This is a genomic window from Pseudomonas sp. FP2254, from assembly GCF_030687695.1.
Taxonomy (GTDB): Bacteria; Pseudomonadota; Gammaproteobacteria; order Pseudomonadales; family Pseudomonadaceae; genus Aquipseudomonas; species Aquipseudomonas quebecensis.
This window is the reverse complement of record NZ_CP117444.1, coordinates 5,117,548-5,140,459: the sequence shown is the minus strand read 5'-3', so window position 1 is coordinate 5,140,459 and position 22,912 is coordinate 5,117,548. Positions and strand designations below refer to the sequence as shown.

The following is a 22,912-nucleotide window of genomic DNA, read 5'->3' as shown; positions in this document are numbered from 1 at the left end:
ATTGCTCTATCAATTCAAAGCCTCTCGCCGTGTCAGGACGAAGAGTGCAATAACAAGAGCCTCGCCTGAGGCCATCACCCGCTTTGTGTGAGGAGATACCGCGATGACGTCGTTCAACTCAGGGGCCCAACCCCAGAACCGTGCGCCTCAATCCATCGGCTTTTTGCTGTTGGACAATTTCACGCTGATTTCCCTGGCGTCCGCAGTGGAACCCCTGCGCATGGCCAACCAGCTGTCCGGCCGTGAGCTGTACCGCTGGACCACACTGAGCGTCGACGGCAACCAGGTCTGGGCCAGCGACGGCCTGCAGATCACTCCCGACGCCGCCATGCATAAGGCCCCGGCCCTGGACACGGTGATCGTGTGCGGCGGCGTGGGCATCCAGCGCACCGTCACCCGTGAGCACGTGTCGTGGCTGCAAAGCCAGGCACGCCAATCCCGTCGCCTCGGCGCGGTGTGCACCGGCAGCTGGGCGTTGGCCTGTGCCGGCCTGCTGGATGGTTTCGATTGCAGCGTGCACTGGGAATGCCTGGCCTCGATGCAGGAAGCCTTCCCCCGTGTGTCCATGAGCACACGCCTGTTCACCCTCGACCGCAACCGCTTCACCAGTTCCGGCGGCACTGCGCCGTTGGACATGATGCTGCACCTGATCAGCCGCGATCACGGCCGTGAACTGTCGGCGGCGATCTCCGAGATGTTCGTGTACGAACGCATCCGCAACGAACAGGATCACCAGCGCGTGCCGCTCAAGCACATGCTCGGCACCAACCAGCCGAAATTGCAGGAAATCGTCGCGCTGATGGAAGCCAACCTGGAAGAACCCATCGACCTGGACGAACTGGCGGTCTACGTCGCCGTATCCCGGCGTCAACTGGAGCGGCTGTTCCAGAAATACCTGCACTGTTCGCCGTCGCGTTACTACCTCAAGTTGCGCCTGATCCGTGCGCGGCAGTTGCTCAAGCAAACGCCAATGTCGATCATCGAAGTCGCCTCGGTGTGCGGGTTCGTCTCCACGCCGCACTTCTCCAAGTGCTACCGCGAATACTTCGGCATCCCGCCACGGGATGAGCGTGTAGGTTCCAACACCACCCAGCAGGTGGCGATGATGCCGATTCCGCAGGCGCTGGTACTTTCACCGTTGTCGGGGCCGATGTCGGCGTTGAGCCAGGCGCGTAATGAGTCGACGTTTGCCAGTGTAAGGCTCTGAACCGAGGCGTCTGTATCGGGGGCAAGCCCCCTCCCACATTTGATTTGTGAACACAGTCAAAGGTGGGAGGGGGCTTGCCCCCGATAGCCATCTGTCAGGCCCCGGAGTTCTGCTTGAACTGCATCAACGCCGGCAACAACTGCTTGTCGATGGCCTGACGCACCGCCGGCAAAATCGTCGCGCTGCCGCTGTACATCCGCTCGACCATGCCTTTAAGCGCCTTGGCCCGTGCTTCGCTCAAGCCGCGCACCGCGCACTCACACGCCTGTTCGGCGCTGGCGCCGCTGGATACCTCGAAACCCAGCGAGCGCAATTGGCTCAGCAGGTCATCCTGGTCAATCAAATCCGCGTGCATCATGACGTTTATCCTGGTTAGGGGAGCGGGGATCTGCCTGGATTCTGGTAGCCCCCGACCGCATCGGCAAGGGCGCGCCGCGCGGATGCCTCAGATGGCTATGAGCAGGTCGTTTTCGGGCCATTTGCCGATCGCACTAACCGGCACACTGGCCTCAGCAAGCAGCTTGAAGGTTTGGTCACCCTCGATATGCATCGCTCTCACAAGGCCCTCTGCCCCGATCCCGTCACGGCTGGATCGGGGCTTTTTTTGGCCTATTTCCTGGGCGGCAAACCGATGACACGGCCGAGCAGGGCCGGGCGCGGCAGGTCGGCCTGCTCGGTGCATAGGGCCGCGATTTTTTCCAGTGTCGCCTGGGCGAACGGCGCCGAGTGCGGCCCGGCCAGGTCGACATGCAAGAGCATCTGTTCGTTGCCGGCCAGTTCCTGCCCATCCCCGACCCGATGCAAGCTGTGATACAGGTGCAGGCGCTTGGCGTCATGGGCGATCAGTTGCGTATGCACTTCAACCTCGGCACCGAGTGTCACTTCGTGCAGGTAGTTCAAGTGCAGCTCCAGGGTGAACAGGGAATGGCCGCTGGCTTCGCGGTTTTCACTGTCCAGGCCGAGGGTGTCCATCAGTGCGTCGGTGGCGTAGCTGAAGATCAGCAGATAGAACGCGTCGCGCAGGTGGCCGTTGTAGTCCACCCAGTCGGGCTGGATCTGTGTGGTGTAGGTCGTGAGTGCGGGCATTGTCTGCATTCCATTATTCGGCGAAGGTCATGCCGTGCCTGGCCTTGGTGGTTTTCACCGCTTCTAGCACCGCCAGCAGGCAATCATCACGATAGCGCTCCAGCGCCGCAATGCTGTGGGTACCCAGTTGAGCGCTGGTGCCATCGACCACGTCGTCGATCAGCTTGTCCGTCAGTTCCGGCGCCGGCAGGTAGGTCCACGGCAACTGCAGCGCCGGGCCGAACTGGGCCATGAAGTGGCGCATGCCCGCATCGCCGCCCGCCAGGGTATAGGTGAGGAAAGTGCCCATGAACGACCAGCGCAGGCCAGCGCCAAAACGGATCGCGTCGTCGATTTCGCCGGTGGTCGCCACGCCGTCGTTCACCAAGTGCAATGCCTCGCGCCACAACGCTTCAAGCAAACGGTCGGCGATAAACCCAGGGACTTCCTTGCGCACATGCAAGGGGCGCATGCCCAGGGATTCATACACTGTGATCGCCGCCTGCACCGCCTCGGGCGCCGTGTGTTTGCCGCCGACCACTTCCACCAGCGGCAGCAGGTAAACCGGGTTGAACGGGTGGCCGACCACGCAGCGTTCCGGGTGGGTCGAGCCCTCGTAGAACTCACTCGGCAACAGCCCCGAGGTGCTCGAACCAATCAGTGCATCGGGTTTGGCCGCCGCGCTGATCTGGCGGTGCAGTTGCAGTTTCAGCTCCAGGCGTTCGGGGGCGCTTTCCTGGATGAAGTCGGCGTCTTTCACGCACGCTTCGATGGTGGCGACAAAGCGCAGGCGGTCCTGGGACGCGCCGGGGGCCAGACCGTTTTTCTCCAGAGCGCCCCAGGCGTTGGCGACGCGTTTGCGCAACGCGGCTTCGGCGCCGGGCGCCGGGTCCCAGGCCACCACATCCAGCCCGTGAGCCAGGGCGCGGGCCACCCAACCGCTGCCGATAACACCGCTGCCGAGGGCGGCGAAGGTTTTGATCTCAGTGATAAAGCGCATGGCAAATTCCTAAAGAGTTCGATGATCGCGTGTGGCAGGGACGGTGGGTCAGCCGCGCTGGGTGAGGCCCATCTTCACGCGCCCTTCGGCCGGGGTCATGACCCGCGCACCCAGGCGGCTGAGGATTTCGCCAGCGCGTTCGACCAGCTGGCCGTTGGTGGCGAGCACGCCTTTGTCCAGCCACAGATTGTCTTCCAGGCCGACCCGCACGTTGCCGCCCAGCAGCACCGCTTGGGCGGCCATCGGCATTTGCATGCGGCCGATGCCGAAGCCGGCCCACACCGCGTTGGCGGGCAGGTTGTCGACCATGGCCTTCATGGTGGTGGTGTCGGCCGGTGCGCCCCAGGGAATGCCCAGGCACAGCTGGAACAGCGGGTCGTCGAGCAGGCCTTCCTTGATCATCTGCTTGGCGAACCACAGGTGGCCGGTGTCGAAGATCTCCAGCTCGGCCTTCACGCCCAGTTCCTGGATACGTTTGGCGCCGGCGCGCAGCTGTGCCGGCGTGGACACGTAAATCGTGTCGCCATCGCCGAAGTTCAGGGTGCCGCAGTCCAGGGTGCAGATTTCCGGCAACAACTCTTCGACATGGGCCAGACGCGTCAGCGGCCCGACCAGGTCGGTGTTGGGGCCGAATTCCATCGGGTTTTCGCCGCCGCCGATCTCCAGGTCGCCGCCCATGCCGGCGGTGAGGTTGACGATAATATCGATGTCGGCCTCGCGGATGCGCTCCATCACTTCGCGGTACAGCGCCACGTCGCGGCTGAATTTGCCGGTCTGCGGGTCACGCACATGGCAATGCACCACGGTGGCGCCGGCTTTGGCCGCTTCAACCGCCGCCGCGGCGATCTGTTTGGGCGTGACCGGCACGTGGGGGCTTCTGCTGGTCGTGTCGCCAGCACCGGTGAGTGCGCAGGTGATGATGACGTCGTGGTTCATGAGGCAGGTTCCTTACAGGCGTGGTGATGCCGTTCGCGGTCGTCAGTGACCGCGAAACGGTGATTCGAAAAGGTTATTTGCTGGTCAATTGCAGGTTGGCCGCCGCTGGTTTGCCATCGAAGGTGGTCACGCCTTCCAGCCAGCGCGCCTGGTCCTGCGGGTGGTCCTTGAGCCACTGCCGGGCGGACGTGAGGGCGTCCTTGTGATCCAGCAACGGCTGCATCATCCGGCTCTCGTCGGCGGCGGTGAAGGTCAGGTTAGTCAACAGTTTGTGCACGTTGGGGCATTGTTCGGCGTAGTTGGGCGACGTGACCGTCCACACGGTGGCCATGCCTTCGTTCGGGCCCAGGGCGTCGTCGCTGCCGGTGAGGTAGGTCATGGCAACGTTGACGTTCATTGGGTGCGGCGCCCAGCCGAAGAACACCACGGCTTCCTTGCGGCGCACGGCGCGGTCGACGGCGGCGAGCATGCCGGCCTCGCTGGATTCCACCAGCTGGAACTTGCCCAGGCCGAACTGGTTCTTGGCGATCATCGCCTTGATCTGCGTATTGGCGCCCGAACCGGGCTCGATGCCGTAGATCTTGCCGCCCAGTTCCTTCTCGAACCTGGCGATGTCGGCGAAGCTCTTCAAGCCTTTGTCGGCCAGGTAGGTCGGCACGGCGAGGGTGGCGCGGGCGTCTTGCAGGCTGGGTTTGTCGAGCACCTTGACCTGCTTGGCGTCGACGAATGGGGTGATGGTCTGGGTCATCAACGGGTTCCAGTAACCGAGGAACAGGTCCAGGCGCTGGTCACGGATGCCGGCGAAGATAATTTGCTGGGAGGCGCTGGTTTGCTTGGTGGTGTAGCCGAGGCCATCGAGCAGCACTTGGGTCATGGCGCTGGTGGCGATCACATCGGTCCAGTTCACCACGCCCATGCGCACGTTCTTGCAGGAGGCGGCATCGGCCGCGAGAACGCTGGTGCTCAAGATGGCGCTGGCGCTGAGTGCGAACACGCAGCGGCGAATCAGTCGGTTCATGGTGGAGCCCTCGGCAGGTCGTTATTGTGGTTGCCGGTGTCTTTGTGCACCGTGACGCCACGTTACGCAGCTTGTGAGGCGACAAAACGCACGGCGGCGACCGACTCTTGCACTGCAGCGACCTGCCCCCTTGAAACCACCCCTGAACGGGAGTATCACAGTGCCACGCTGGCCGTCCGATGAGAGCGCCACCATGTCCCAGGATGTCTACTTTTTGCTGATGCCGGGTTTCTCGGCGATGGGCTTTATCTCGGCCCTTGAGCCGCTGCGGGTGGCCAACCGTTTTCGCGGTGAGCTGTACCGCTGGCATGTACTGAGCGCCGACGGCGGCGCGGTGCTGGCGAGCAACGGCATGTCAGTCAACGCCGACGCCGCGTTGGAACCGCTGAAAAAGGGCACCACGCTGCTGGTGGTCGCCGGTTTCGAGCCTCTGCAGTTCGCTACGCCCGCACTGGAACAGTGGCTGCGCCGTCTCGATCACGATGGCGTGACGCTGGGCGGTATCGACACCGGTGCCTGTGTGTTGGCCCAAGCCGGTCTGCTCGACGGCCATCGCGTGACCCTGCACTGGGAAGCCATCGACGCCTTCAAAGAGTCCTATCCGCACCTGGCGGTGACCCAGGAGCTGTTCGAAATCGACCGTCGCCGCATCACCTGCGCCGGTGGCACCGCCTCCATCGACTTGATGCTCGACCTGATCGCCCAGGCCCACGGCGCCGACCTGGCGATTCAGGTGTCCGAGCAGTTCGTGCTGGGCCGCATTCGCCCACGCAAAGACCACCAGCGCATGCAGATCGCCACGCGCTACGGCATCAACAATCAGAAACTGGTGCAAGTGATCGGCGAGATGGAACAGCACACCGAACCGCCCCTGAGCACATTGGCTCTGGCCGAAGCGATCAAGGTCACGCGGCGGCAGTTGGAGCGATTGTTTCGCCTGCACCTGAACGACACGCCGAGCAACTTTTACCTGGGCCTGCGCCTGGAAAAAGCCCGGCAACTGCTGCGCCAAAGCGGTTTGAGCGTGTTGGAGGTGAGCATTGCCTGCGGGTTTGAGTCGCCGTCGTATTTCACGCGCAGTTACCGGGCGCGGTTTGCCAAATGCCCCAGGGAGGACCGGCGGCGGGAGCCGGTTTGACGGGCAATTATAGTAGATTATACTCGTGGCTATAATTTATAGCCGTTTCAATAATTTGGTATAGGCCATGTCCAAACTCAGCGGTTTTGTGTTCCGCCGTCCCGCGCTGGCCAGCAGCATTGCCGATGGCCTGGTGGGCGCCGGCCTTCAGGATTTCACTTCTGGCCTGTTTCTCGCCGCGCCACGTCGCACTGGTAAAAGTACGTTCTTGCGCGAAGACCTGATCCCGGAGTGCCAGCTGCGCGGTTGGCTCACCGTGTATGTGGACCTGTGGGCCGACAAAGAAAAAGATCCCGCGGAGCTGATCGCCAGCGCCATTGCCGCCGCGCTTGCACCCTACGAAAAGGGCATTCGCAAGCTGGCCAAAAACCTTGGCATCGAAAGGTTGAGTTTTCTGCGGACCCTGTCCTGGGACTTCAGCAAGCCGCAATTGCCGGTGGGCGCGACCTTGACCCAGGCGTTGGAGTTGCTCCACCACGCGGCGGAAAAACCCGTCGTGCTGGTGATCGATGAAGCCCAGCATGCCTTGACCAGCGATTCGGGGACCAACGCCATGTTCGCGCTCAAGGCCGCCCGTGATCAGCTCAACCAAGGGCGTGACGAGGAGGGCAGCGGTCTGCATTTAGTCTTTACCGGTTCCAACCGCGACAAGCTGGCCTATCTGGTATTGGGTAAAAGCCAGCCGTTTTTTGGCTCCAGCATCACGCCGTTTCCGCTGCTGGGCAAAGCCTTCACCCAGGCGTACACCGCACACCTCAACGCGAACCTGGCCCCGACCAACCAATTCAACGCGGCCGATATCGATGAAGCCTTCGAGTTGGTCGGCCGCCGACCCGAGATGCTGCGCACGATCATCGGTCAAGTAGCGCTGGAGTTGGGCGAGGCCAGCAATTTGGGCCAGTTGCTGCACAGTCGCGCCGAACTGCTGCGCGCAGGTGTGTGGACCGAATTCGAAAGCGCCTGGAACGCCCTGACCATCCCGCAACGCGCCGTCCTGCAGGTGATGGTGGAGCGCTCGCTGAACAACGAGCCTTTTGCGCCGTTTACCGACAGCACCCTCACTGCGGTCAGCAAGGCGTTGGAGGATATGGGCAGTGACGTGGTGCCGGGCACCCAGACCATCCAGGCCTGCATCGATGCTCTGCGCGACAAGGAACTGGTGTGGAAATCGGGTCGGGGCGGGTACGTGCTCGAAGACAAATCATTCGGCGAGTGGCTGCGCTACAAGCGCCATACCCAACACTAAAAACAACACATATCCAATGTGGGAGGGGGCTTGCCCCCGATGACGGACTGTCAGCTGATACAACGTTGGCTGACCCACCGCTATCGGGGGCAAGCCCCCTCCCACATTGAATTTCGGTGTGGCTTATTTTTTTACCAACGCCGAACACGCAGCCTTATAGGCCTCATGCTGATACTTGTTCAGCGTCGCGGGGAGTTCAAAATTGTGCTTCTTGTTCTGCGCATTGATGGTCTGGGGCGACAGCAGTGTCACCTCCACACCGTCGAGCAACTGAAACACTCCCTCGATCTTGAACGTCGTCGGCCCACCGGCGAATTCACCTTTTTTGCTGCGTTTCTTGATGGCGATGCGAGTAATGGCATTGTCCTGCACAAACGCCTTCACCTGCGCGGCGAAGGCTTTGACGTTAGTCGCGTCGTCGTCATCTTCCAGAGCGATTTTTTTGGTGGCCAGGGCGACATGGGTCAGCGCCTGGTTGTCGAGGGAGGCGAGGGCGATGATGGCTTCGCTGCCTTTGATTTCGATGCCGCAGAGGGTCATGAATGGCCTTGGTCAGATTAAAAATTGGCGGCGATTGTCGCTTATTCCTGCCCGATCGACTCCAAAAATTCCGACCGTTCATCACTCATCCGCGCCAGGCAGTCGTTCTGCGCAATCGCGTAATCCTTGGTGCCGGGCTTGGCCGGGAAGGTGTCCACGGCGCAATCGGCATCCCGCAGTTTTTCCCACTTCTGCTGGGCATCCTTCAGACGAGCGGTAATGTCGGCCAGTTGGGTCTTGTTGCTGCCATAGGTCGAACCCATGCGTTCGAGCAGGCTCTGGTAGTTGTCCTTGAGCAATTGCTCGGCGGTGGTCTTGTTGTAAGTGGCGCATTCCAGGGTTTGTTTGTCGTTCTCGATGCTGTCGCAGGGCGTGTTGTCGGTGTCTTCGGCCGCGTGGACGCCGGTTGCGATGAGTGCCAAAGCCAGGAAAATCGATTTCATTGCGCCGTCTCATATCAGTTGATGGCCGAATTCTGGCTCAAGCGTAAGACAAAGAACAGCCACCCGTCAGACGCGTCTATACAGCCTTTGTCGTGGATTGACGCTTTCGGCAATTCCCCTGTCGTTTTTGCACCCGGTCCGTTCAGCCCCTGGGCATATGCTGGCCCCAAAGCGCCGGCAGACGATTCGGCGCATGAATCGCCAATAAGGGGACGCCTGATGAGCCCAGCCGAATTGCACGCCGACAGCATCGTTATCGACGGGCTGATTATTGCCAAGTGGAACCGCGACCTGTTCGAGGACATGCGCAAAGGCGGCCTCACCGCCGCCAACTGCACCGTGTCGGTGTGGGAAGGCTTCCAGGCCACCATCAATAATATCGTGGCCAGCCAGACCCTGATCCGCGAGAACAGCGACCTGGTGATTCCGGTAAAAACCACCGCCGATATCCGCAAAGCCAAAGAGCAGGGCAAGACCGGCATCATCTTCGGCTTCCAGAATGCCCATGCGTTCGAAGATCAGCTCGGCTATGTGGAGATCTTCAAGCAGCTCGGCGTTGGCGTGGTGCAGATGTGCTACAACACCCAGAACCTGGTCGGCACCGGTTGCTACGAGCGCGACGGCGGCCTTTCGGGTTTCGGTCGTGAAATCGTCGGCGAGATGAACCGCGTCGGCATCATGTGCGACCTGTCCCACGTGGGCTCCAAGACCAGCGAAGAAGTCATCCTCGAATCGAAAAAACCGGTGTGCTACTCCCACTGTCTGCCGTCGGGCCTTAAGGAGCACCCGCGCAACAAGTCCGATGAAGAACTGAAGTTCATCGCCGACCATGGCGGTTTTGTCGGCGTGACCATGTTCGCGCCGTTCCTGGCCAAGGGCATCGACTCGACCATCGACGACTACGCCGAAGCCATCGAATACACCATGAACATCGTCGGCGAAGACGCGATCGGCATCGGCACCGACTTCACCCAGGGCCATGGCCAGGATTTCTTCGAAATGCTGACCCATGACAAAGGCTACGCCCGGCGCCTGACCAGCTTCGGCAAGATCATCAACCCGCTGGGCATCCGCACCGTGGGCGAGTTTCCCAACCTCACCGAAACCCTGCTCAAGCGCGGCCACAGCGAGCGCGTGGTGCGCAAGATCATGGGCGAGAACTGGGTCAACGTCCTTAAAGACGTGTGGGGCGAATAAGCCGCCGCTCTCCTTATCCTTAACCCGTTGCCATTCGCGCAGCGGGCATCAACACGAATTTTCTGGAGTTAAGTTTCCATGGCCAAGATCGCCCCGCAATTGCCTATCGAAGTCGACAGCGAAACCGGTGTCTGGACGTCCGATGCCTTGCCGATGCTGTACGTGCCGCGTCATTTCTTCGTCAACAACCATATGGGCATCGAGGAGGTGCTGGGCGCCGAGGCCTATGCCGAGATCCTCTACAAGGCCGGCTACAAATCCGCCTGGCACTGGTGCGAAAAAGAAGCCGAGTGCCATGGCCTGGAAGGCGTCGCGGTGTTCGAGCACTACATGAAACGCCTGTCGCAGCGTGGCTGGGGCCTGTTCAAAATCCAGGACATCGACCTGGATAAAGGCACCGCCAGCGTCAAGCTGGAGCACTCGGCGTTCGTCTACGTCTACGGCAAGGTCGGGCGCAAGGTCGACTACATGTTCACCGGTTGGTTTGCCGGTGCCATGGACCAGATCCTTGAAGCACGCGGCAGCAAGATCCGCACCGTCGCCGAACAAGTCTACGGAGGCTCCGAAGAGGGCCACGATGATGGTTTGTTCACCGTCAAGCCGTTGTAAGCCGAGGACCGTGCCATGGCTTTCGAAGCAATGTTTGCGCCGATTCAGATCGGCAAACTGACCATCCGCAACCGCGTACTCAGCACTGCCCACGCCGAGGTGTATGCCACCGACGGCGGCATGACCACTGACCGCTATGTGAAGTACTACGAAGAGAAAGCCAAGGGCGGTATCGGCCTGGCGATCTGCGGCGGCTCCTCGGTGGTCGCCATCGACAGCCCCCAGGAATGGTGGAGCTCGGTGAACCTGTCCACCGATCGCATCATCCCGCACTTCCAGAACCTGGCCGACGCCATGCACAAGCATGGCGCCAAGATCATGATCCAGATTACCCACATGGGCCGTCGCTCGCGCTGGGATGGCTTCAACTGGCCGACACTGATGTCGCCGTCCGGTGTGCGTGAGCCGGTGCACCGTGCCACGTGCAAAACCATCGAGCCGGAAGAGATCTGGCGCGTGATCGGCAACTACGCCCAGGCCGCGCGCCGCGCCAAGGCCGGTGGTCTGGACGGCGTGGAGTTGTCCGCCGTGCACCAGCACATGATCGACCAGTTCTGGAGCCCGCGCGTCAACAAGCGTACCGACGAATGGGGCGGCACCTTCGAAGGCCGCATGAAGTTCGGCCTGGAAGTGTTGAAAGCGGTGCGCGCCGAGGTCGGTGACGACTTCTGCGTGGGCATGCGCCTGTGCGGCGACGAGTTCCACCCGGACGGCCTGTCCCACGAGGACATGAAACAGATCGCCAAGTACTACGACGACACCGGCATGCTCGATTTCATCGGCGTGGTGGGCTCGGGATGCGATACGCACAACACCCTGGCCAACGTGATCCCCAACATGAGTTACCCGCCGGAGCCGTTCCTGCACCTGGCGGCCGGGATCAAGGAAGTGGTCAAGGTCCCGGTGCTGCACGCGCAGAACATCAAGGACCCGAACCAGGCCACGCGTATCCTCGAAGGCGGCTACGTGGACATGGTCGGCATGACCCGTGCGCACATCGCCGACCCGCACCTGATCGCCAAGATCAAGATGGGCCAGATCGACCAGATCAAGCAGTGCGTCGGCGCCAACTATTGCATCGACCGCCAGTACCAGGGCCTGGACGTACTGTGCATCCAGAACGCCGCGACCTCCCGTGAATACATGGGCGTGCCGCACATCATCGAGAAATCCACCGGGCCGAAACGCAAGGTGGTCGTGGTGGGCGCCGGCCCGGCCGGGATGGAAGCGGCGCGCGTGGCCGCCGAACGTGGCCACGACGTAACCCTGCTGGAGAAAAAAGAATTTATCGGCGGGCAAATCACCACCGCCTCCAAGGCGCCGCAGCGCGACCAGATCGCCGGTATTACCCGTTGGTTCCAACTGGAACTGGCGCGCTTGAAAGTCGACCTGCGCCTGGGCGTGGCGGCCGATGCCGAGACCATCCTGGACCTGCGTCCGGACGTGGTGGTGCTGGCCGTCGGCGGGCACCCGTACATCGAACAGAACGAACACTGGGGCGCCGCCGAAGGGTTGGTGGTTAGCAGCTGGGATGTGCTCGATGGCAAAGTCGCGCCGGGCAAGAACGTGCTGGTGTACGACACCATCTGTGAGTTCACCGGCATGTCGGTGGCGGACTTCCTGGCCGACAAAGGCTGCCAGGTGGAAATCGTCACCGACGACATCAAGCCGGGCGTAGCGATTGGCGGTACGTCGTTCCCGACCTACTACCGCAGCATGTACCCCAAGGAAGTGATCATGACCGGCGACATGATGCTGGAAAAGGTCTATCGCGAGGGCGACAAGCTGGTGGCGGTGCTGGAGAACGAATACACCGGCGCCAAAGAGGAGCGAGTGGTCGATCAGGTGGTGGTCGAGAACGGCGTGCGTCCGGACGAAGCCATTTACTACGGGCTCAAGGAAGGTTCGCGCAACAAAGGCCAGATCGACGTGGAAGCCTTGTTCGCGATCAAACCGCAACCGTGCCTGAGCGAACCGGGCGAGGGCTACTTGCTGTTCCGCATCGGTGACTGTGTGGCGCAGCGTAATACCCACGCTGCCATCTACGACGCCCTGCGCTTGTGCAAGGATTTTTAAAAACAGCCGCAAGCCACCCGCTTCAAGCAGCAAGGAAGAGCAATGGGTGACCGCTTTGACTTGCCGCTTGTAGCTTGAAACTTGCCGCTTGAGGCCACCTCAATGTTGAACACCTTGCTGCCTATTCTCTTGTTTGCCGCCCTGGGCCTCGCCGTCCTCGGCGCCCTGCGCCGGGTAAACATGTGGCGCCGTGGCCGCGCGTCCAAGGTCGACCTGCTGGGCGGCCTGCTGGCCATGCCCAAGCGCTACATGGTCGACCTGCACCATGTGGTCGCTCGCGACAAATACATCGCCAACACCCACGTCGCCACGGCGCTGGGCTTTGTGCTGTCGGCGCTGCTGGCGATCCTGGTGCACGGCTTCGGCCTGCACAATCGCATCCTCGGCTACGCCTTGCTGCTGGCTTCGGTGTTGATGTTTGTCGGCGCCACCTTCGTGTACCTGCGTCGGCGCAACCCGCCGTCGCGCCTGTCCAAAGGCCCGTGGATGCGCCTGCCGAAGAGCCTCATGGCATTCTCGGTGAGCTTCTTCCTGGTGACCCTGCCGGTGGCGGGCATCCTGCCGGCGGACTTCGGCGGTTGGTTGCTGGCTGCGCTGCTCAGCGTGGGCGTGCTGTGGGGCGTAAGCGAGATGTTCTTCGGCATGACCTGGGGCGGCCCGATGAAGCACGCCTTCGCCGGTGCCCTGCACCTGGCCTGGCACCGCCGCGCCGAACGCTTCGGCGGCGGTCGCTCCACCGGTTTGAAACCGCTGGACCTTAGCGACAAAACCGCGCCCCTGGGCGTGGAAAAGCCCAAGGATTTCACCTGGAACCAACTGCTCGGTTTCGACGCCTGCGTGCAGTGCGGCAAGTGCGAAGCGGCGTGCCCGGCGTTCGCCGCCGGCCAGCCGCTGAACCCGAAAAAGCTGATCCAGGACATGGTGGTCGGCCTGGCCGGCGGCACCGATGCCAGGTTTGCCGGCAGCCCGTATCCAGGCAAGCCGATTGGCGAACACGGCGGTAACCCGCACCAGCCCATCGTCAATGGCCTGGTGGACGCCGAGACCCTGTGGTCGTGCACCACCTGCCGCGCCTGTGTGGAAGAGTGCCCGATGATGATCGAGCACGTGGACGCCATCGTCGACATGCGCCGCCACCTCACCCTGGAAAAAGGTGCCACGCCGAACAAGGGCGCCGAAGTCCTGGAAAACCTGATCGCCACCGACAACCCCGGCGGTTTCGCCCCGGGCGGTCGCCTGAACTGGGCGGCGGATCTGAACCTGCCGCTGCTCAGCGAAAAAGGCAGCGCCGACGTGCTGTTCTGGGTCGGCGACGGCGCTTTCGACATGCGCAACCAGCGCACGCTGCGTGCGTTCGTCAAAGTGCTGAAAGCGGCCAAGGTCGACTTCGCGGTGCTCGGCCTGGAAGAACGCGACAGCGGCGACGTGGCCCGGCGCCTGGGCGATGAAGCGACCTTCCAACTGCTGGCTTCGCGCAATATCCAGACCCTGGCCAAGTACAGCTTCAAGCGCATCGTCACTTGCGACCCGCACAGTTTCCATGTGCTGAAAAACGAATACGGCGCCTTCAACGGCAACTACCTTGTGCAGCACCACAGTACGTTCATGGCCGAGCTGATCGGCGAGGGCGCGCTGAACCTGGGCCAGCACAAAGGCAACAGTGTGACCTACCACGACCCGTGCTATCTGGGCCGTTACAACGGTGAGTACGAGGCCCCGCGCCAAGTGCTGCGAGCCTTGGGCATCGAGGTCAAGGAGATGCAGCGTTCGGGCTTCCGTTCTCGCTGCTGCGGCGGTGGCGGCGGCGCGCCGATTACCGACATCCCAGGCAAGCAACGGATCCCCGACATGCGCATGGAAGACATCCGCGAGACCGGCGCTGAACTGGTGGCGGTAGGGTGCCCGCAATGCACCGCGATGCTCGAAGGGGTGGTCGAGCCGCGCCCATTGATCAAGGACATCGCCGAACTGGTGGCCGACGCCTTGCTTGAGGAGGCTCAACCGGCCAAGTCACCGACCAAGCGTGAACCTGCGGAGGTGCACTGATGAGCGACATAATCCGCCGCGACCCACGGGCCGAATGGATCGCCCGCAACCGCCTGCACCCGCTGCATGCGGCGATGCAGCCGCTGCAACACAGCTGGATGGGGCCTAACGGCGTTATCCGCAAAAACGTTCATGGCGTTGGTTTTATTGGCCCCAACGGCATCAAGCGCATCGACCGCAGCGGCGCCCAGCAGGGCGGCGCCAGCAAGCGTACCGCGGCCGCCGAAGTGCAATTGCCGCTGCATCAGATTGCGGCGCCTGCGTTCTACATCAACGTAGTGCCGGACATGGTCGGCGGCCGCCTGAGCAGTCACGACCGCGACCTGCTTGGCCTGGCGCGGCAACTGGCCGGCAACGACGGCGCGGTGCTGGCGGTGGTATTTGGCGAACACAAGGAAAGCGCGTTTGCCACCGCCGGTGTCGACCGCCTGCTGGTGCTCGGCGGTGCCGAATTCGACGGTTATTCGCCGGAACAGCGGGTGCAAGGCCTGCGGGCTGTGGATAACCAATTCAATCCACGCCACTGGCTGCTGCCGGACAGTCGCAGCGGTGGCGGTGAGCTGGGCCGGCGTTTTGCCGCCAGCCTCAAGGAACGCCCGGCCACGCGCGTCTGGCAGATCAAGGACAACACCTGCATCGGCCGCGCCGGTGCCGGCCAGGAGGATTTGGCGCGACCACTGCCACGCCTGGTTCTGGCCGCCGCCGAATGTGCCGACCCGGTCAGCGAAACCCGCCATGAAGTGTTGCCCGTGGAGTTATCCACAACCCTGGCGCGCAGCCTGCCGCGCATCGAGGATCTCGGCGCGGTGGCGGTGGACCCGGCGGCAATCCCCATGGCCGAAGCCGAGTTTATTTTCTCCGGCGGCAACGGCGTCAAGGACTGGGCCCTGTTCCACCAGACCGCCGCCGCCCTGGGTGCCACCGAAGGCGCCTCGCGGGTCGCCGTGGACGATGGCTTTATGGCGCGTGATCGCCAGGTCGGCGCCAGCGGCACCTGGGTGACGGCGCGGGTGTACGTGGCCGTGGGGATTTCCGGGGCGATCCAGCACCTGCAAGGCATCGGTGCCTGCGACAAAGTGGTGGCGATCAACCTCGACCCAGGTTGCGACATGATCAAGCGGGCCGACCTGTCGGTGATCGGCGAGAGCGCCGCGATACTGCATGCCTTGATCGATGCGGTCGAGGCCTACCGCAACGGCGCCAAGCGCGACGCGGCTTGAGGATATGAGCATGACCACGAATGTAATCAGCCTGGTGTCCGTCGGCGCCCACCCCACTTCCGGGCGCCCGCGCCGTGCGGAGCAGGATGCCCGTGCGGTCGAGCTGGGTCTGCAATTGGCTGGGGATAAGTTGCAGGTGCTGCATGCCGGCGACATCGCCGAGCCGACCCTGCGCAGCTACCTGGGCATGGGCTTGCCACAGTTGCACGTGCTGGAACAACCGGAGGGCAGCGATGCGTTGCCGGTGCTCAGCGAGTACCTGCGCGATGCCGGTGCCCAGGTGGTGCTCACCGGCAGCCAGGCCGAAACCGGCGAAGGCTCGGGGATGTTGCCGTTTCTGCTCGCCGAGCAATTGGGCTGGCCGCTGATTGTCGGGCTGGCGCAGGTGGAATCCATCGACGGGGGCGTGGCCCATGTGCTGCAAGCCTTGCCACGCGGCCAGCGGCGGCGCTTGAAAGTACGCCTGCCGTTTCTGGCCACGGTGGACAACGCCGCGCCCAAACCTCGGCAAAGCGCCTACGGCCCGGCACAGCGCGGTGAGTTGGCGGCCCATGAGGTCGAGGTTCATGCCGATGAGTTATTCACAGGCGCCGTGCTGCAACCGGCCAAGCCTCGTCCAAAACGCCTGAAGGTGATCAAGGCCAAGAGCGGCGCCGACCGCATGAAGGCGGCGACGGCCAAAGCCAGTGGGGGCGGAGGGCAGGTGCTCAAAGGCGTCAGCGCAGAAGAAGGCGCCCAAGCCATCCTCAAACTGCTCATAGAAGAAGGCGTTGTGCGCTGACCCGCTGTGGGAGCCCAGTGAACCTCGTTCCCACGCGGAGCGTGGGAATGCCTCCCCGGACGCTCCGCGTCCCGCCAAGCACGCAAGACTTGAACCTTGTGCATCTTGTGACGCGGAGCGTCACGGGCTGCATTCCCACGCGGAGCGTGGGAACGATCGACGCTCCGAAGCCGATGAACCTCGTTCCCACGCTCTGCGTGGGAATGCCTCCATGGACGCTCCGCGTCCCGCCAAGCACGCAAGATTTGAACCTTGTGCATCTTTGTGACGCGGAGCGTCACGGGCTGCATTCCCACGCGGAGCGTGGGAACGATCGACGCTCCGAAGCCGATGAACCTCGTTCCCACGCTCCGCGTGGGAATGCCTCCCCGGACGCTCCGCCTCCCGGCAAGCACGCAAGACTTGAACCTTGTGCATCTTGTGACGCAGAGCGTCACGGGCTGCATTCCCACGCGGAGCGTGGGAACGATCTGCGCTCAGATACTGAGATTGAGCCCCCTCCCACATTGTGATCTCCATCAGAATCTTAGGTTAAGGGGGGGCTGGCGCAGGCTTGGGTACCAGGTCCGGCAGCGGCGGCGGCAGCGGCTGCCAGGTGGCATCCGGTTGTTGCATCGGCGGCGGCAGCGCCAGCGCAGGCTCGCCCCCAATTGGCTTGAGAATCATTTTTTCGGTGGTGTCGCGCAGGATCATGCCCTGCGTCGAACTGCGCGCCTCGGTGCCGCTGTGAAAGGTGCTGATCTGGGAAATCGGCAGGTCCAGGTTGCGTTCGATTCTCGGGGTCAGCAACAGGATAATCTCGGTTTTCTGCTGAGTGTTCTGGTTGGAGCCAAACAGCTTCTTACCGATCCACGGGATCTGGCTCAACCACGGCAAACCCGAGCCCTCGTCGACGTCCGCCGTGCGAATCAGCCCCGAGACGATCTGGGTTTCATTGTTGCGCGCGGTCAGCAAGGTCTTGGTGGCCCGTGAGCCGAGCTCGAACGTAGCCGGTACATGTTCCGAGCCGGCAATGCGCTTGGTGATATGGCTCATTTCCACGCTCAGCTCCAGGTTCACCTCATCGCTCAGGCTGATATTGGGCTTGACCGTGATCTGCAGCCCCACGTCCTGGTAAGACACCGACGAGGTGGTGATCTGGTTGGCGGTGGTGGTGGTGACCACCGGGATCTTGTCACCGATGTTCACCTGGGCTTCTTCACGATTGCGCACCCGCACCCTGGGGTTGGCCAGGGTCACGGTGTTACCGCTGCGTTGCAGCATATTGATGCGTGCCGAGGTGCTGCCCGAGTCGAGCAGGATGTTGTCGCCATTGATCCCCCGCAACGCGCTGATCGGAATGCCCGCCAGCCCGGCAGGTACGTTGGCGAGGTTGCCCACGGATAAGCCGATGCTCTCCGGGTATTGGATGCCCAGGTTCAATTCGTCGGTCAGGCTGACCTCCAGCACCTGAATGTCGATGGTCACTTCCGACTGTGCGATATCGATGGCCTCCACCAGTTTCTCCACGGCGCTCAGGGTGTCGAGGCCGTCGCGCACAATCACGGCGTTCAAACGCTCATCCACCAGCACTTCCTTGGGCTTGAGGGCTTGCTTGATCTCGGCGCCCACCACCTTGGGGTCACTGTGGCTGAGGTAAAACGTGCGCACTGCCAGCTCGCGGTATTCACGTTCTTTGTCCGGGCGGCGCGGGTAGACCAGGATGGTGTTGGCGTTGAGGATCTTCTTCTCCAGGCCCTGGGTGGTCAGCAACAGGTTCAGTGCGTCCTCGGCGGTGGTGCGACTGGCGGTCATGCTGGCCGATGCGCTGGGATTGACGTCCTTGTCGATCACAAAATTGACCCCGGACAGCCGCGCGATCGTCTCGAAAATCGTGGACAGGCTCTGGGCGCTGAACTCCAGGCTCAAAGGTTTGCGCATGGCTTCGGAGAGGTCCGCGCTGAGATAGTCAGCGCTGACCAACTCACGGGTCAGGGCGTTACGAAAGTCCAGGGCCTCTCGGTAGTTAGGCTTTTGCGCGATGATCCGGCGCACCAGGTTGAGCGCTTCCACCGGGTTGGAACGCTTCATGTCATAGGCCCGCGCCAGCTGCGGGCGCAGGTGCTTCATCGCCTGGATGCTCTGGATTTCCTGGCGCGCGCCGAGGTTGCCGGGGTCATATTTGAGGATGGTTTCCAGGGCGCGGATGGCGGCGGTATCGTCGCCACGCATCAGCGCGGTGCTGGCTTCGCGGCTGTATTGGGCCACCAGCAGTTCCAGCCTGCTGAACTGCGCGGTGCGCAGCTGAATATCGTCGGGATCCTGTTTGGCTTCGGCCTGCAGCACCTCGACCGAACGCACGATGTCGCCTTGTTTGCGTAACTCATCGCTTTGCCTGATCGCCCGCTGGGTGTCGCACGCACTCAGCGCGAACAGCGCCAGGCTCAAGGGAATCCATCTAAGCGGCATAAGCGTGCCCCTCCCGGGTCAGTGCTTGTCCAGGCGCAGGGTGCTGACCTGCTTCAACGGCAGGTAGGTCAGCACCACGGCGGTGTCGGTGAGTTTGTCCAAGCGGTAGTGGGCGTCCAGCATCTTGCCGGGCACGATGCGCCCGGGCACCGAGCATCGGTTGCACAGGGTGTACTGTTTGCCATTGCCGCTGAGCACGACGATGTTCGCCTGGTTCTCGTAGCGCCATTGCGCGCTGACCGTGAAGGGCAGCGCCGGCGGCGTGGGCGCTGTGTTAACCACCGGCGCGGGAGCAGGCGGTGGCGTCCAGGTTTGTACAGGGAACAGATCGATCTTCGCCAGGGGCGTTTCGGCAATGGCGGCGGGCGCCGGTCCAGTCGGCGCCGGTGTGGCGGTGACAGGGGCCGCAGCGTGGTCGGGAGGTGCGGGTTCGTCCTGCCAGAGCAGCCAGGCGCAACCGATCAACGTCAGCAGCAGGAGGAGGCGCAGGTACACCGGCAGCTTCATTCCACCACCCCCAGGACGCTGATTTTAAGGTCGATGGTGAGTAGGCCGCTGGCGATGTCCTTGCGCTCCAGGGTCAGGTTTTCGATGCGCACCGCCGGCTCCTTGGCGATATCCGTCAAGGCTTCGCGCAGGAGAAAGTAGGGGCCGGAAAGAGGGATCTGCGCATCCAGGCGCTGCAATCCGGTATCCCCCGGCGTGGAGTAGGCCAGCGTGGTTTGCTCAATGATGAAACCGCGCTGGCTCAGCAGGCCCAGCAGTTTTTCCAGGCGCGGGGCAAAATCGTGTGCCGTGGGTAATGCCTCGACCGCCGCCGGTTCAGTCACCTGAACCGCCTGGGGCTGTTCGTCGATACCCGCTTGCAGCGCCTGGCGTCGCTGGCTGTCGGCGCTGCTTGCCGGCTGAATCACCGCCACCTCAATCAGCAACGTCGCTGCCATTACCCCCATGGCCAGCAGGCCCCAGAAGCCCAGGCGCTGGCGCGTTTGCAGCAGGTACCAACGCAGGCGCGGCAAGTGGCGAGTGAGGGCATCCATGGGCGGCTACCCCGCGCCAACGGTGAGTTTGACCTGCACCGGATGCTGCGGGTCTTGGGTCTTCAGTGCGCTTTGTTGCAGGTTCACCTGCACCCCTGGCTGGGCCTTGAGCCGGTCTACGAAGCGAAACGCATCCCCCAGTTGCTTGGCTTCCAGGTCCAGGTGCACGACCTGGGCCTGGGTGTTGACCTCCACGCGGGTCAGGGCGATTTCCTTGGACCAGGCCTGCGCCACGCCATCCATCAGGGCAAACGGCGTGATCTTTTGCCGGGCGAAGCTCGCCAGCTGCTGTTTTTGCTGGGGTGACAAACGGATGGCGGCCTGGATCAGCTGCTCCTGGCGGCGGGTGAGTTGAATAAATTGCTGCTCCAGCACATCGGTCTGTTGCTGCTGTTGCACCATGCGCTGCCAGTGGTGCCAGGTGCTTGACAGCAACAGACCTGCGACCAGCCACAACCCGGCTACCAGGGCACGATGGGTGGAGGTGGGGCGTTGGAAATCAACGCTGGGCGCACGGGGCGCGCGCAGGTGTTGCCAGACACCCGCGAGCCTGGATTTCATGACGGCGACTCCTCCAGCCACGGATGCACGGGCCCCAGGCGATTGTCCACCGGGGCGTTGCTGACAACCCGCGTAGCCGAGGCATGTCGTTCTACCAGCAGGTCGGCGGTGAACAGGTTGTCGTTCAAGGTGCTGCCGGGCAGGGTGGGGATCACGCACACCTGATCGATCATGCCGTGGTGTCGGTACAGGCAACTGAGGCTGCCGGCCTCGGGCACGGCTACCACGCAATCGTCGGGCAGGTGCCGCCAGTACTGCCGGGCGACTGCCGTCAGCACGGGCGCGCAGGTCACCAGCGGCAAGCGGTTGAGCGTGAACAGCTCGCGCAGGTCCTGCAGCACATCCCGTGGCGTGGCGACCGCCAGGCGCGGTTGACCGAAAGGGCTATCGGCGACCTGCACCTGCCAGCGCTCGGCATCGATATTGGCCTGCTGGCCGAACGTCGCCTCGGCGAAGCCTTGCCAGTCCTGTGCGCTGTACAGCTCGGGGTGCCAGGGCAGCATCAGGTAATGCACATGGGGAAAACCCAGCAGCACCGTGGCACGGTCGAGAAACTTCACGCGCCCGCGTGGCGCCTGCTCCAGCAGTTCGGCACACGCGGCCAGCGGCGCGCCCCGGCGTTGCGCGTGGCAGATGGGCGCGCCGCGCCAGCGGGCCCGCGCGGCCCATTCGGCGGCGTCGCTGTGCAGCCACACCACGTGCTCAATAAAGGGAAATGACACGGTGGACCTCCTTGAGCGTGGTGTCGCCCTGAGCCGCATGGGCCAGGGCAATGTCGCGGATGAACACATGGCCGGCTTCACGCGCCAGTTCACGCAGGGTGGAGGCGGAGCTGCGGTTGAGCAGGCCTTCCTTGATGCGGTCGGTCAGGGTCAATACTTCGGCCAATGCGAGCCGGCCGCGATAGCCGGTGTGGCGACAGGCCTCGCACCCCTTGCCCACGCGGTAATGACCCTGGTTCAACTGAGCCTCGGGCAGTTGGGCGAGGCGGGCAATGTTCGCGTCGGGCGCGGCCTCCTCGGCGCAGTCCGGGCAGACGCGTCGCACCAGGCGTTGGGCGACCACGCCGTTGAGCGCTTCGACGAAACTCGCCGGGTCGACGTCCATGTAGGTAAAACGCTCCAACACGCTGAACGCGCTGTTGGCATGCACCGACGACATCACCAGGTGCCCGGTCAGAGCGGCCTGCACCGCAATGCCGGCGGTTTCTCCGTCGCGAATTTCGCCCACCAGGATCGTGTCCGGGTCATGCCGCAGGATCGAGCGCAGGCCGCGGGCGAAGGTCAGGCCCTTCTTGTCGTTGACCGGGATCTGCAGCACGCCGGGCAGTTCGTATTCCACCGGGTCTTCGATGGTGATGATTTTTTTCTCGCCGGTATTGGTCTCCGACAAGGCGGCATACAGCGTGGTGGATTTGCCGCTGCCGGTGGGGCCGGTGACCAGCAGCATGCCGTAGGGCTCGCTGGCCAGGACGCGAATGCGCGCGATAGTGTCGGCGGCCAGGCCCAGGGCCTCCAGGCTCAGGGATTCGCCGCGCTGGGATTTGTCGAGGATGCGCAACACCGCGTCTTCGCCATGAATGCTGGGCATGATCGACACGCGAAAATCCACTTCGCGGCTCTGGATCTTCATTTTGAAGCGCCCGTCCTGGGGCACCCGCCGCTCGCCGATATCCAGCTCCGACAGCACCTTGATCCGCGACAGCGCCTGCTCGGCCATGTCCAGGCCGTTGGCCTGGCCCATCTGCTGCAATACGCCGTCGATGCGGTACTTGATCACCAGGCCGGCGGGACTGGTTTCCACATGGATATCGCTGGCGCGGCTTTGCAGCGCGTCGAACAGCATGGAGTTGACCAGACGCACCACTGGGTTGTCGTCGCGGGCGATGCTGCTCAGGGAAATTTCCTGGGCGGCCTGGCTGATCGGTGCGTCTGGGTCGTCTGCGCCAAACGGCTGCATCACCCGCTGGCTGGCTTCGGCCTTGGTCAACCGGGTCTTGACGGCGCCGGGCAGGCTCATGGCCAGGGGCAATTGGCGCAAGGTGCTGGAGGACTGCAGCCAGTGTCGGCTTGTCAGGGTGAAGGGGTCGCCCAGTACCAGGCACGGCTGGCCCTCGTGGTCCAGGGGCAGCACGTTATGCACCAGTGCCTGAGGCAATGGCAGCAGGTCAAAGCGCCAGTGTTCATCGAGATTTTCCGGGGCAATGGCGAGCATTCCCAAGGTATGGGCGATCGTCGCCAGCTGTTCGGGCGCTGTGTGCAGCACCTCCAGCAGGTAATTGGATACGCTCAACCCGCGTTGCTCTGCGAGGGCCTGCCATTGCCGTGTCTGTTCGCTCATC

Annotated in this window: 22 protein-coding genes; 9 read left to right on the top strand and 13 right to left on the bottom strand. The window is 63.0% G+C overall.

What is annotated here, in order from left to right; translation table 11 throughout:
* The first annotated feature begins 103 nt into the window (after positions 1-103).
* Positions 104-1,207 (top strand): GlxA family transcriptional regulator, encoded by a 1,104-nt coding sequence (locus PSH94_RS23735; protein ID WP_060753382.1) that lies wholly within the window; start codon positions 104-106, stop codon positions 1,205-1,207.
* 94 nt (positions 1,208-1,301) lie between these two features.
* On the opposite strand, the gene PSH94_RS23730 is transcribed toward PSH94_RS23735, so the two are convergent.
* The 5 genes from PSH94_RS23730 to PSH94_RS23710 all read right to left on the bottom strand — a co-directional run bounded on the left by PSH94_RS23730 (position 1,302) and on the right by PSH94_RS23710 (position 5,226).
* Entirely contained in the window at positions 1,302-1,565 is a 264-nt protein-coding gene (locus PSH94_RS23730) for a hypothetical protein (RefSeq protein ID WP_181080705.1), read from the bottom strand.
* Positions 1,566-1,816: 251 nt separating this feature from the next.
* On the bottom strand, positions 1,817-2,293 hold the full coding sequence (locus PSH94_RS23725) for a thioesterase family protein (protein WP_181080706.1): 477 nt from the start codon (positions 2,291-2,293) through the stop codon (positions 1,817-1,819).
* Between the two features lie 13 nt (positions 2,294-2,306).
* Positions 2,307-3,272, bottom strand: coding sequence for an L-carnitine dehydrogenase (locus tag PSH94_RS23720; RefSeq protein WP_305435909.1), 966 nt, complete (start codon positions 3,270-3,272; stop codon positions 2,307-2,309).
* Positions 3,273-3,320: 48 nt separating this feature from the next.
* On the bottom strand, positions 3,321-4,208 hold the full coding sequence (locus PSH94_RS23715; protein ID WP_181080708.1) for a 3-keto-5-aminohexanoate cleavage protein: 888 nt from the start codon (positions 4,206-4,208) through the stop codon (positions 3,321-3,323).
* A gap of 73 nt (positions 4,209-4,281) precedes the next feature.
* Positions 4,282-5,226 (bottom strand): choline ABC transporter substrate-binding protein, encoded by a 945-nt coding sequence (locus PSH94_RS23710; protein WP_253509660.1) that lies wholly within the window; start codon positions 5,224-5,226, stop codon positions 4,282-4,284.
* A gap of 193 nt (positions 5,227-5,419) precedes the next feature.
* Here PSH94_RS23710 and PSH94_RS23705 point away from each other — a divergent pair, with 193 nt between their 5' ends.
* Positions 5,420-6,364, top strand: a complete 945-nt coding sequence (locus PSH94_RS23705; protein WP_034115322.1) for a GlxA family transcriptional regulator — start codon at positions 5,420-5,422, stop codon at positions 6,362-6,364.
* Between the two features lie 67 nt (positions 6,365-6,431).
* The gene (locus tag PSH94_RS23700) at positions 6,432-7,610 is read left to right on the top strand and encodes an AAA family ATPase (RefSeq protein ID WP_305435908.1); all 1,179 of its coding nucleotides are present in this window, start codon (positions 6,432-6,434) and stop codon (positions 7,608-7,610) included.
* A gap of 123 nt (positions 7,611-7,733) precedes the next feature.
* On the opposite strand, the gene PSH94_RS23695 is transcribed toward PSH94_RS23700, so the two are convergent.
* Both PSH94_RS23695 and PSH94_RS23690 read right to left on the bottom strand, forming a co-directional pair.
* Positions 7,734-8,150: a DUF3010 family protein gene (locus PSH94_RS23695; RefSeq protein WP_305435907.1), complete on the bottom strand. Its 417-nt coding sequence runs from the start codon at positions 8,148-8,150 to the stop codon at positions 7,734-7,736.
* A 41-nt stretch (positions 8,151-8,191) separates the two neighbouring features.
* Positions 8,192-8,593: a lysozyme inhibitor LprI family protein gene (locus PSH94_RS23690; RefSeq protein WP_305435906.1), complete on the bottom strand. Its 402-nt coding sequence runs from the start codon at positions 8,591-8,593 to the stop codon at positions 8,192-8,194.
* Between the two features lie 219 nt (positions 8,594-8,812).
* Between PSH94_RS23690 and PSH94_RS23685 the strand changes: the two genes are divergently transcribed.
* The 6 genes from PSH94_RS23685 (at position 8,813) to PSH94_RS23660 (ending at position 16,522) form a co-directional block, all read left to right on the top strand.
* The gene (locus PSH94_RS23685; protein WP_015373138.1) at positions 8,813-9,790 is read left to right on the top strand and encodes a dipeptidase; all 978 of its coding nucleotides are present in this window, start codon (positions 8,813-8,815) and stop codon (positions 9,788-9,790) included.
* Positions 9,791-9,868: 78 nt separating this feature from the next.
* Positions 9,869-10,399, top strand: a complete 531-nt coding sequence (locus PSH94_RS23680; protein ID WP_008083165.1) for a DUF5943 domain-containing protein — start codon at positions 9,869-9,871, stop codon at positions 10,397-10,399.
* 15 nt (positions 10,400-10,414) lie between these two features.
* Positions 10,415-12,475, top strand: coding sequence for a dimethylglycine demethylation protein DgcA (dgcA, locus tag PSH94_RS23675; RefSeq protein WP_285428060.1), 2,061 nt, complete (start codon positions 10,415-10,417; stop codon positions 12,473-12,475).
* Between the two features lie 102 nt (positions 12,476-12,577).
* Positions 12,578-14,521, top strand: a complete 1,944-nt coding sequence (dgcB, locus tag PSH94_RS23670) for a dimethylglycine demethylation protein DgcB (protein ID WP_266247184.1) — start codon at positions 12,578-12,580, stop codon at positions 14,519-14,521.
* Positions 14,521-15,741 (top strand): electron transfer flavoprotein subunit alpha/FixB family protein, encoded by a 1,221-nt coding sequence (locus PSH94_RS23665; protein ID WP_305435905.1) that lies wholly within the window; start codon positions 14,521-14,523, stop codon positions 15,739-15,741. Before dgcB ends, PSH94_RS23665 begins: the two co-directional genes overlap by 1 nt.
* A 10-nt stretch (positions 15,742-15,751) precedes the next feature.
* Positions 15,752-16,522 (top strand): electron transfer flavoprotein subunit beta, encoded by a 771-nt coding sequence (locus PSH94_RS23660; RefSeq protein ID WP_253509655.1) that lies wholly within the window; start codon positions 15,752-15,754, stop codon positions 16,520-16,522.
* Positions 16,523-17,053: 531 nt separating this feature from the next.
* Here PSH94_RS23660 and PSH94_RS23655 read toward each other — a convergent pair.
* From PSH94_RS23655 to PSH94_RS23630, 6 genes are read right to left on the bottom strand one after another with little or no spacing between them, the layout of a single operon-like run.
* A complete protein-coding gene (locus tag PSH94_RS23655; RefSeq protein ID WP_253509654.1) occupies positions 17,054-18,970 on the bottom strand; it encodes a secretin N-terminal domain-containing protein in 1,917 nt (638 codons plus the stop codon).
* Positions 18,971-18,988: 18 nt separating this feature from the next.
* A complete protein-coding gene (locus PSH94_RS23650) occupies positions 18,989-19,477 on the bottom strand; it encodes a hypothetical protein (protein WP_181080719.1) in 489 nt (162 codons plus the stop codon).
* Complete coding sequence (locus PSH94_RS23645) at positions 19,474-20,010, bottom strand: hypothetical protein (protein ID WP_305435904.1); 537 nt, start codon at positions 20,008-20,010, stop codon at positions 19,474-19,476. Before PSH94_RS23645 ends, PSH94_RS23650 begins: the two co-directional genes overlap by 4 nt.
* A gap of 6 nt (positions 20,011-20,016) precedes the next feature.
* A complete protein-coding gene (locus PSH94_RS23640; protein ID WP_305435903.1) occupies positions 20,017-20,571 on the bottom strand; it encodes a hypothetical protein in 555 nt (184 codons plus the stop codon).
* Positions 20,568-21,293: a hypothetical protein gene (locus PSH94_RS23635; protein WP_305435902.1), complete on the bottom strand. Its 726-nt coding sequence runs from the start codon at positions 21,291-21,293 to the stop codon at positions 20,568-20,570. The genes PSH94_RS23640 and PSH94_RS23635 overlap by 4 nt, the downstream gene beginning before the upstream one ends.
* On the bottom strand, positions 21,274-22,911 hold the full coding sequence (locus tag PSH94_RS23630; protein ID WP_285428053.1) for a GspE/PulE family protein: 1,638 nt from the start codon (positions 22,909-22,911) through the stop codon (positions 21,274-21,276). The genes PSH94_RS23635 and PSH94_RS23630 overlap by 20 nt, the downstream gene beginning before the upstream one ends.
* Position 22,912 lies beyond the last annotated feature (1 nt).

Bases quoted from the DNA above. Each gene is read 5' to 3' on its own strand.
- PSH94_RS23735 (WP_060753382.1), top strand. From the start codon at position 104: ATGACGTCGTTCAACTCAGGGGCCCAACCCCAGAACCGTGCGCCTCAA.
- PSH94_RS23730 (WP_181080705.1), bottom strand. From the start codon at position 1,565: ATGATGCACGCGGATTTGATTGACCAGGATGACCTGCTGAGCCAATTG.
- PSH94_RS23725 (WP_181080706.1), bottom strand. From the start codon at position 2,293: ATGCCCGCACTCACGACCTACACCACACAGATCCAGCCCGACTGGGTG.
- PSH94_RS23720 (WP_305435909.1), bottom strand. From the start codon at position 3,272: ATGCGCTTTATCACTGAGATCAAAACCTTCGCCGCCCTCGGCAGCGGT.
- PSH94_RS23715 (WP_181080708.1), bottom strand. From the start codon at position 4,208: ATGAACCACGACGTCATCATCACCTGCGCACTCACCGGTGCTGGCGAC.
- PSH94_RS23710 (WP_253509660.1), bottom strand. From the start codon at position 5,226: ATGAACCGACTGATTCGCCGCTGCGTGTTCGCACTCAGCGCCAGCGCC.
- PSH94_RS23705 (WP_034115322.1), top strand. From the start codon at position 5,420: ATGTCCCAGGATGTCTACTTTTTGCTGATGCCGGGTTTCTCGGCGATG.
- PSH94_RS23700 (WP_305435908.1), top strand. From the start codon at position 6,432: ATGTCCAAACTCAGCGGTTTTGTGTTCCGCCGTCCCGCGCTGGCCAGC.
- PSH94_RS23695 (WP_305435907.1), bottom strand. From the start codon at position 8,150: ATGACCCTCTGCGGCATCGAAATCAAAGGCAGCGAAGCCATCATCGCC.
- PSH94_RS23690 (WP_305435906.1), bottom strand. From the start codon at position 8,593: ATGAAATCGATTTTCCTGGCTTTGGCACTCATCGCAACCGGCGTCCAC.
- PSH94_RS23685 (WP_015373138.1), top strand. From the start codon at position 8,813: ATGAGCCCAGCCGAATTGCACGCCGACAGCATCGTTATCGACGGGCTG.
- PSH94_RS23680 (WP_008083165.1), top strand. From the start codon at position 9,869: ATGGCCAAGATCGCCCCGCAATTGCCTATCGAAGTCGACAGCGAAACC.
- dgcA (WP_285428060.1), top strand. From the start codon at position 10,415: ATGGCTTTCGAAGCAATGTTTGCGCCGATTCAGATCGGCAAACTGACC.
- dgcB (WP_266247184.1), top strand. From the start codon at position 12,578: ATGTTGAACACCTTGCTGCCTATTCTCTTGTTTGCCGCCCTGGGCCTC.
- PSH94_RS23665 (WP_305435905.1), top strand. From the start codon at position 14,521: ATGAGCGACATAATCCGCCGCGACCCACGGGCCGAATGGATCGCCCGC.
- PSH94_RS23660 (WP_253509655.1), top strand. From the start codon at position 15,752: ATGACCACGAATGTAATCAGCCTGGTGTCCGTCGGCGCCCACCCCACT.
- PSH94_RS23655 (WP_253509654.1), bottom strand. From the start codon at position 18,970: ATGCCGCTTAGATGGATTCCCTTGAGCCTGGCGCTGTTCGCGCTGAGT.
- PSH94_RS23650 (WP_181080719.1), bottom strand. From the start codon at position 19,477: ATGAAGCTGCCGGTGTACCTGCGCCTCCTCCTGCTGCTGACGTTGATC.
- PSH94_RS23645 (WP_305435904.1), bottom strand. From the start codon at position 20,010: ATGGATGCCCTCACTCGCCACTTGCCGCGCCTGCGTTGGTACCTGCTG.
- PSH94_RS23640 (WP_305435903.1), bottom strand. From the start codon at position 20,571: ATGAAATCCAGGCTCGCGGGTGTCTGGCAACACCTGCGCGCGCCCCGT.
- PSH94_RS23630 (WP_285428053.1), bottom strand. From the start codon at position 22,911: ATGAGCGAACAGACACGGCAATGGCAGGCCCTCGCAGAGCAACGCGGG.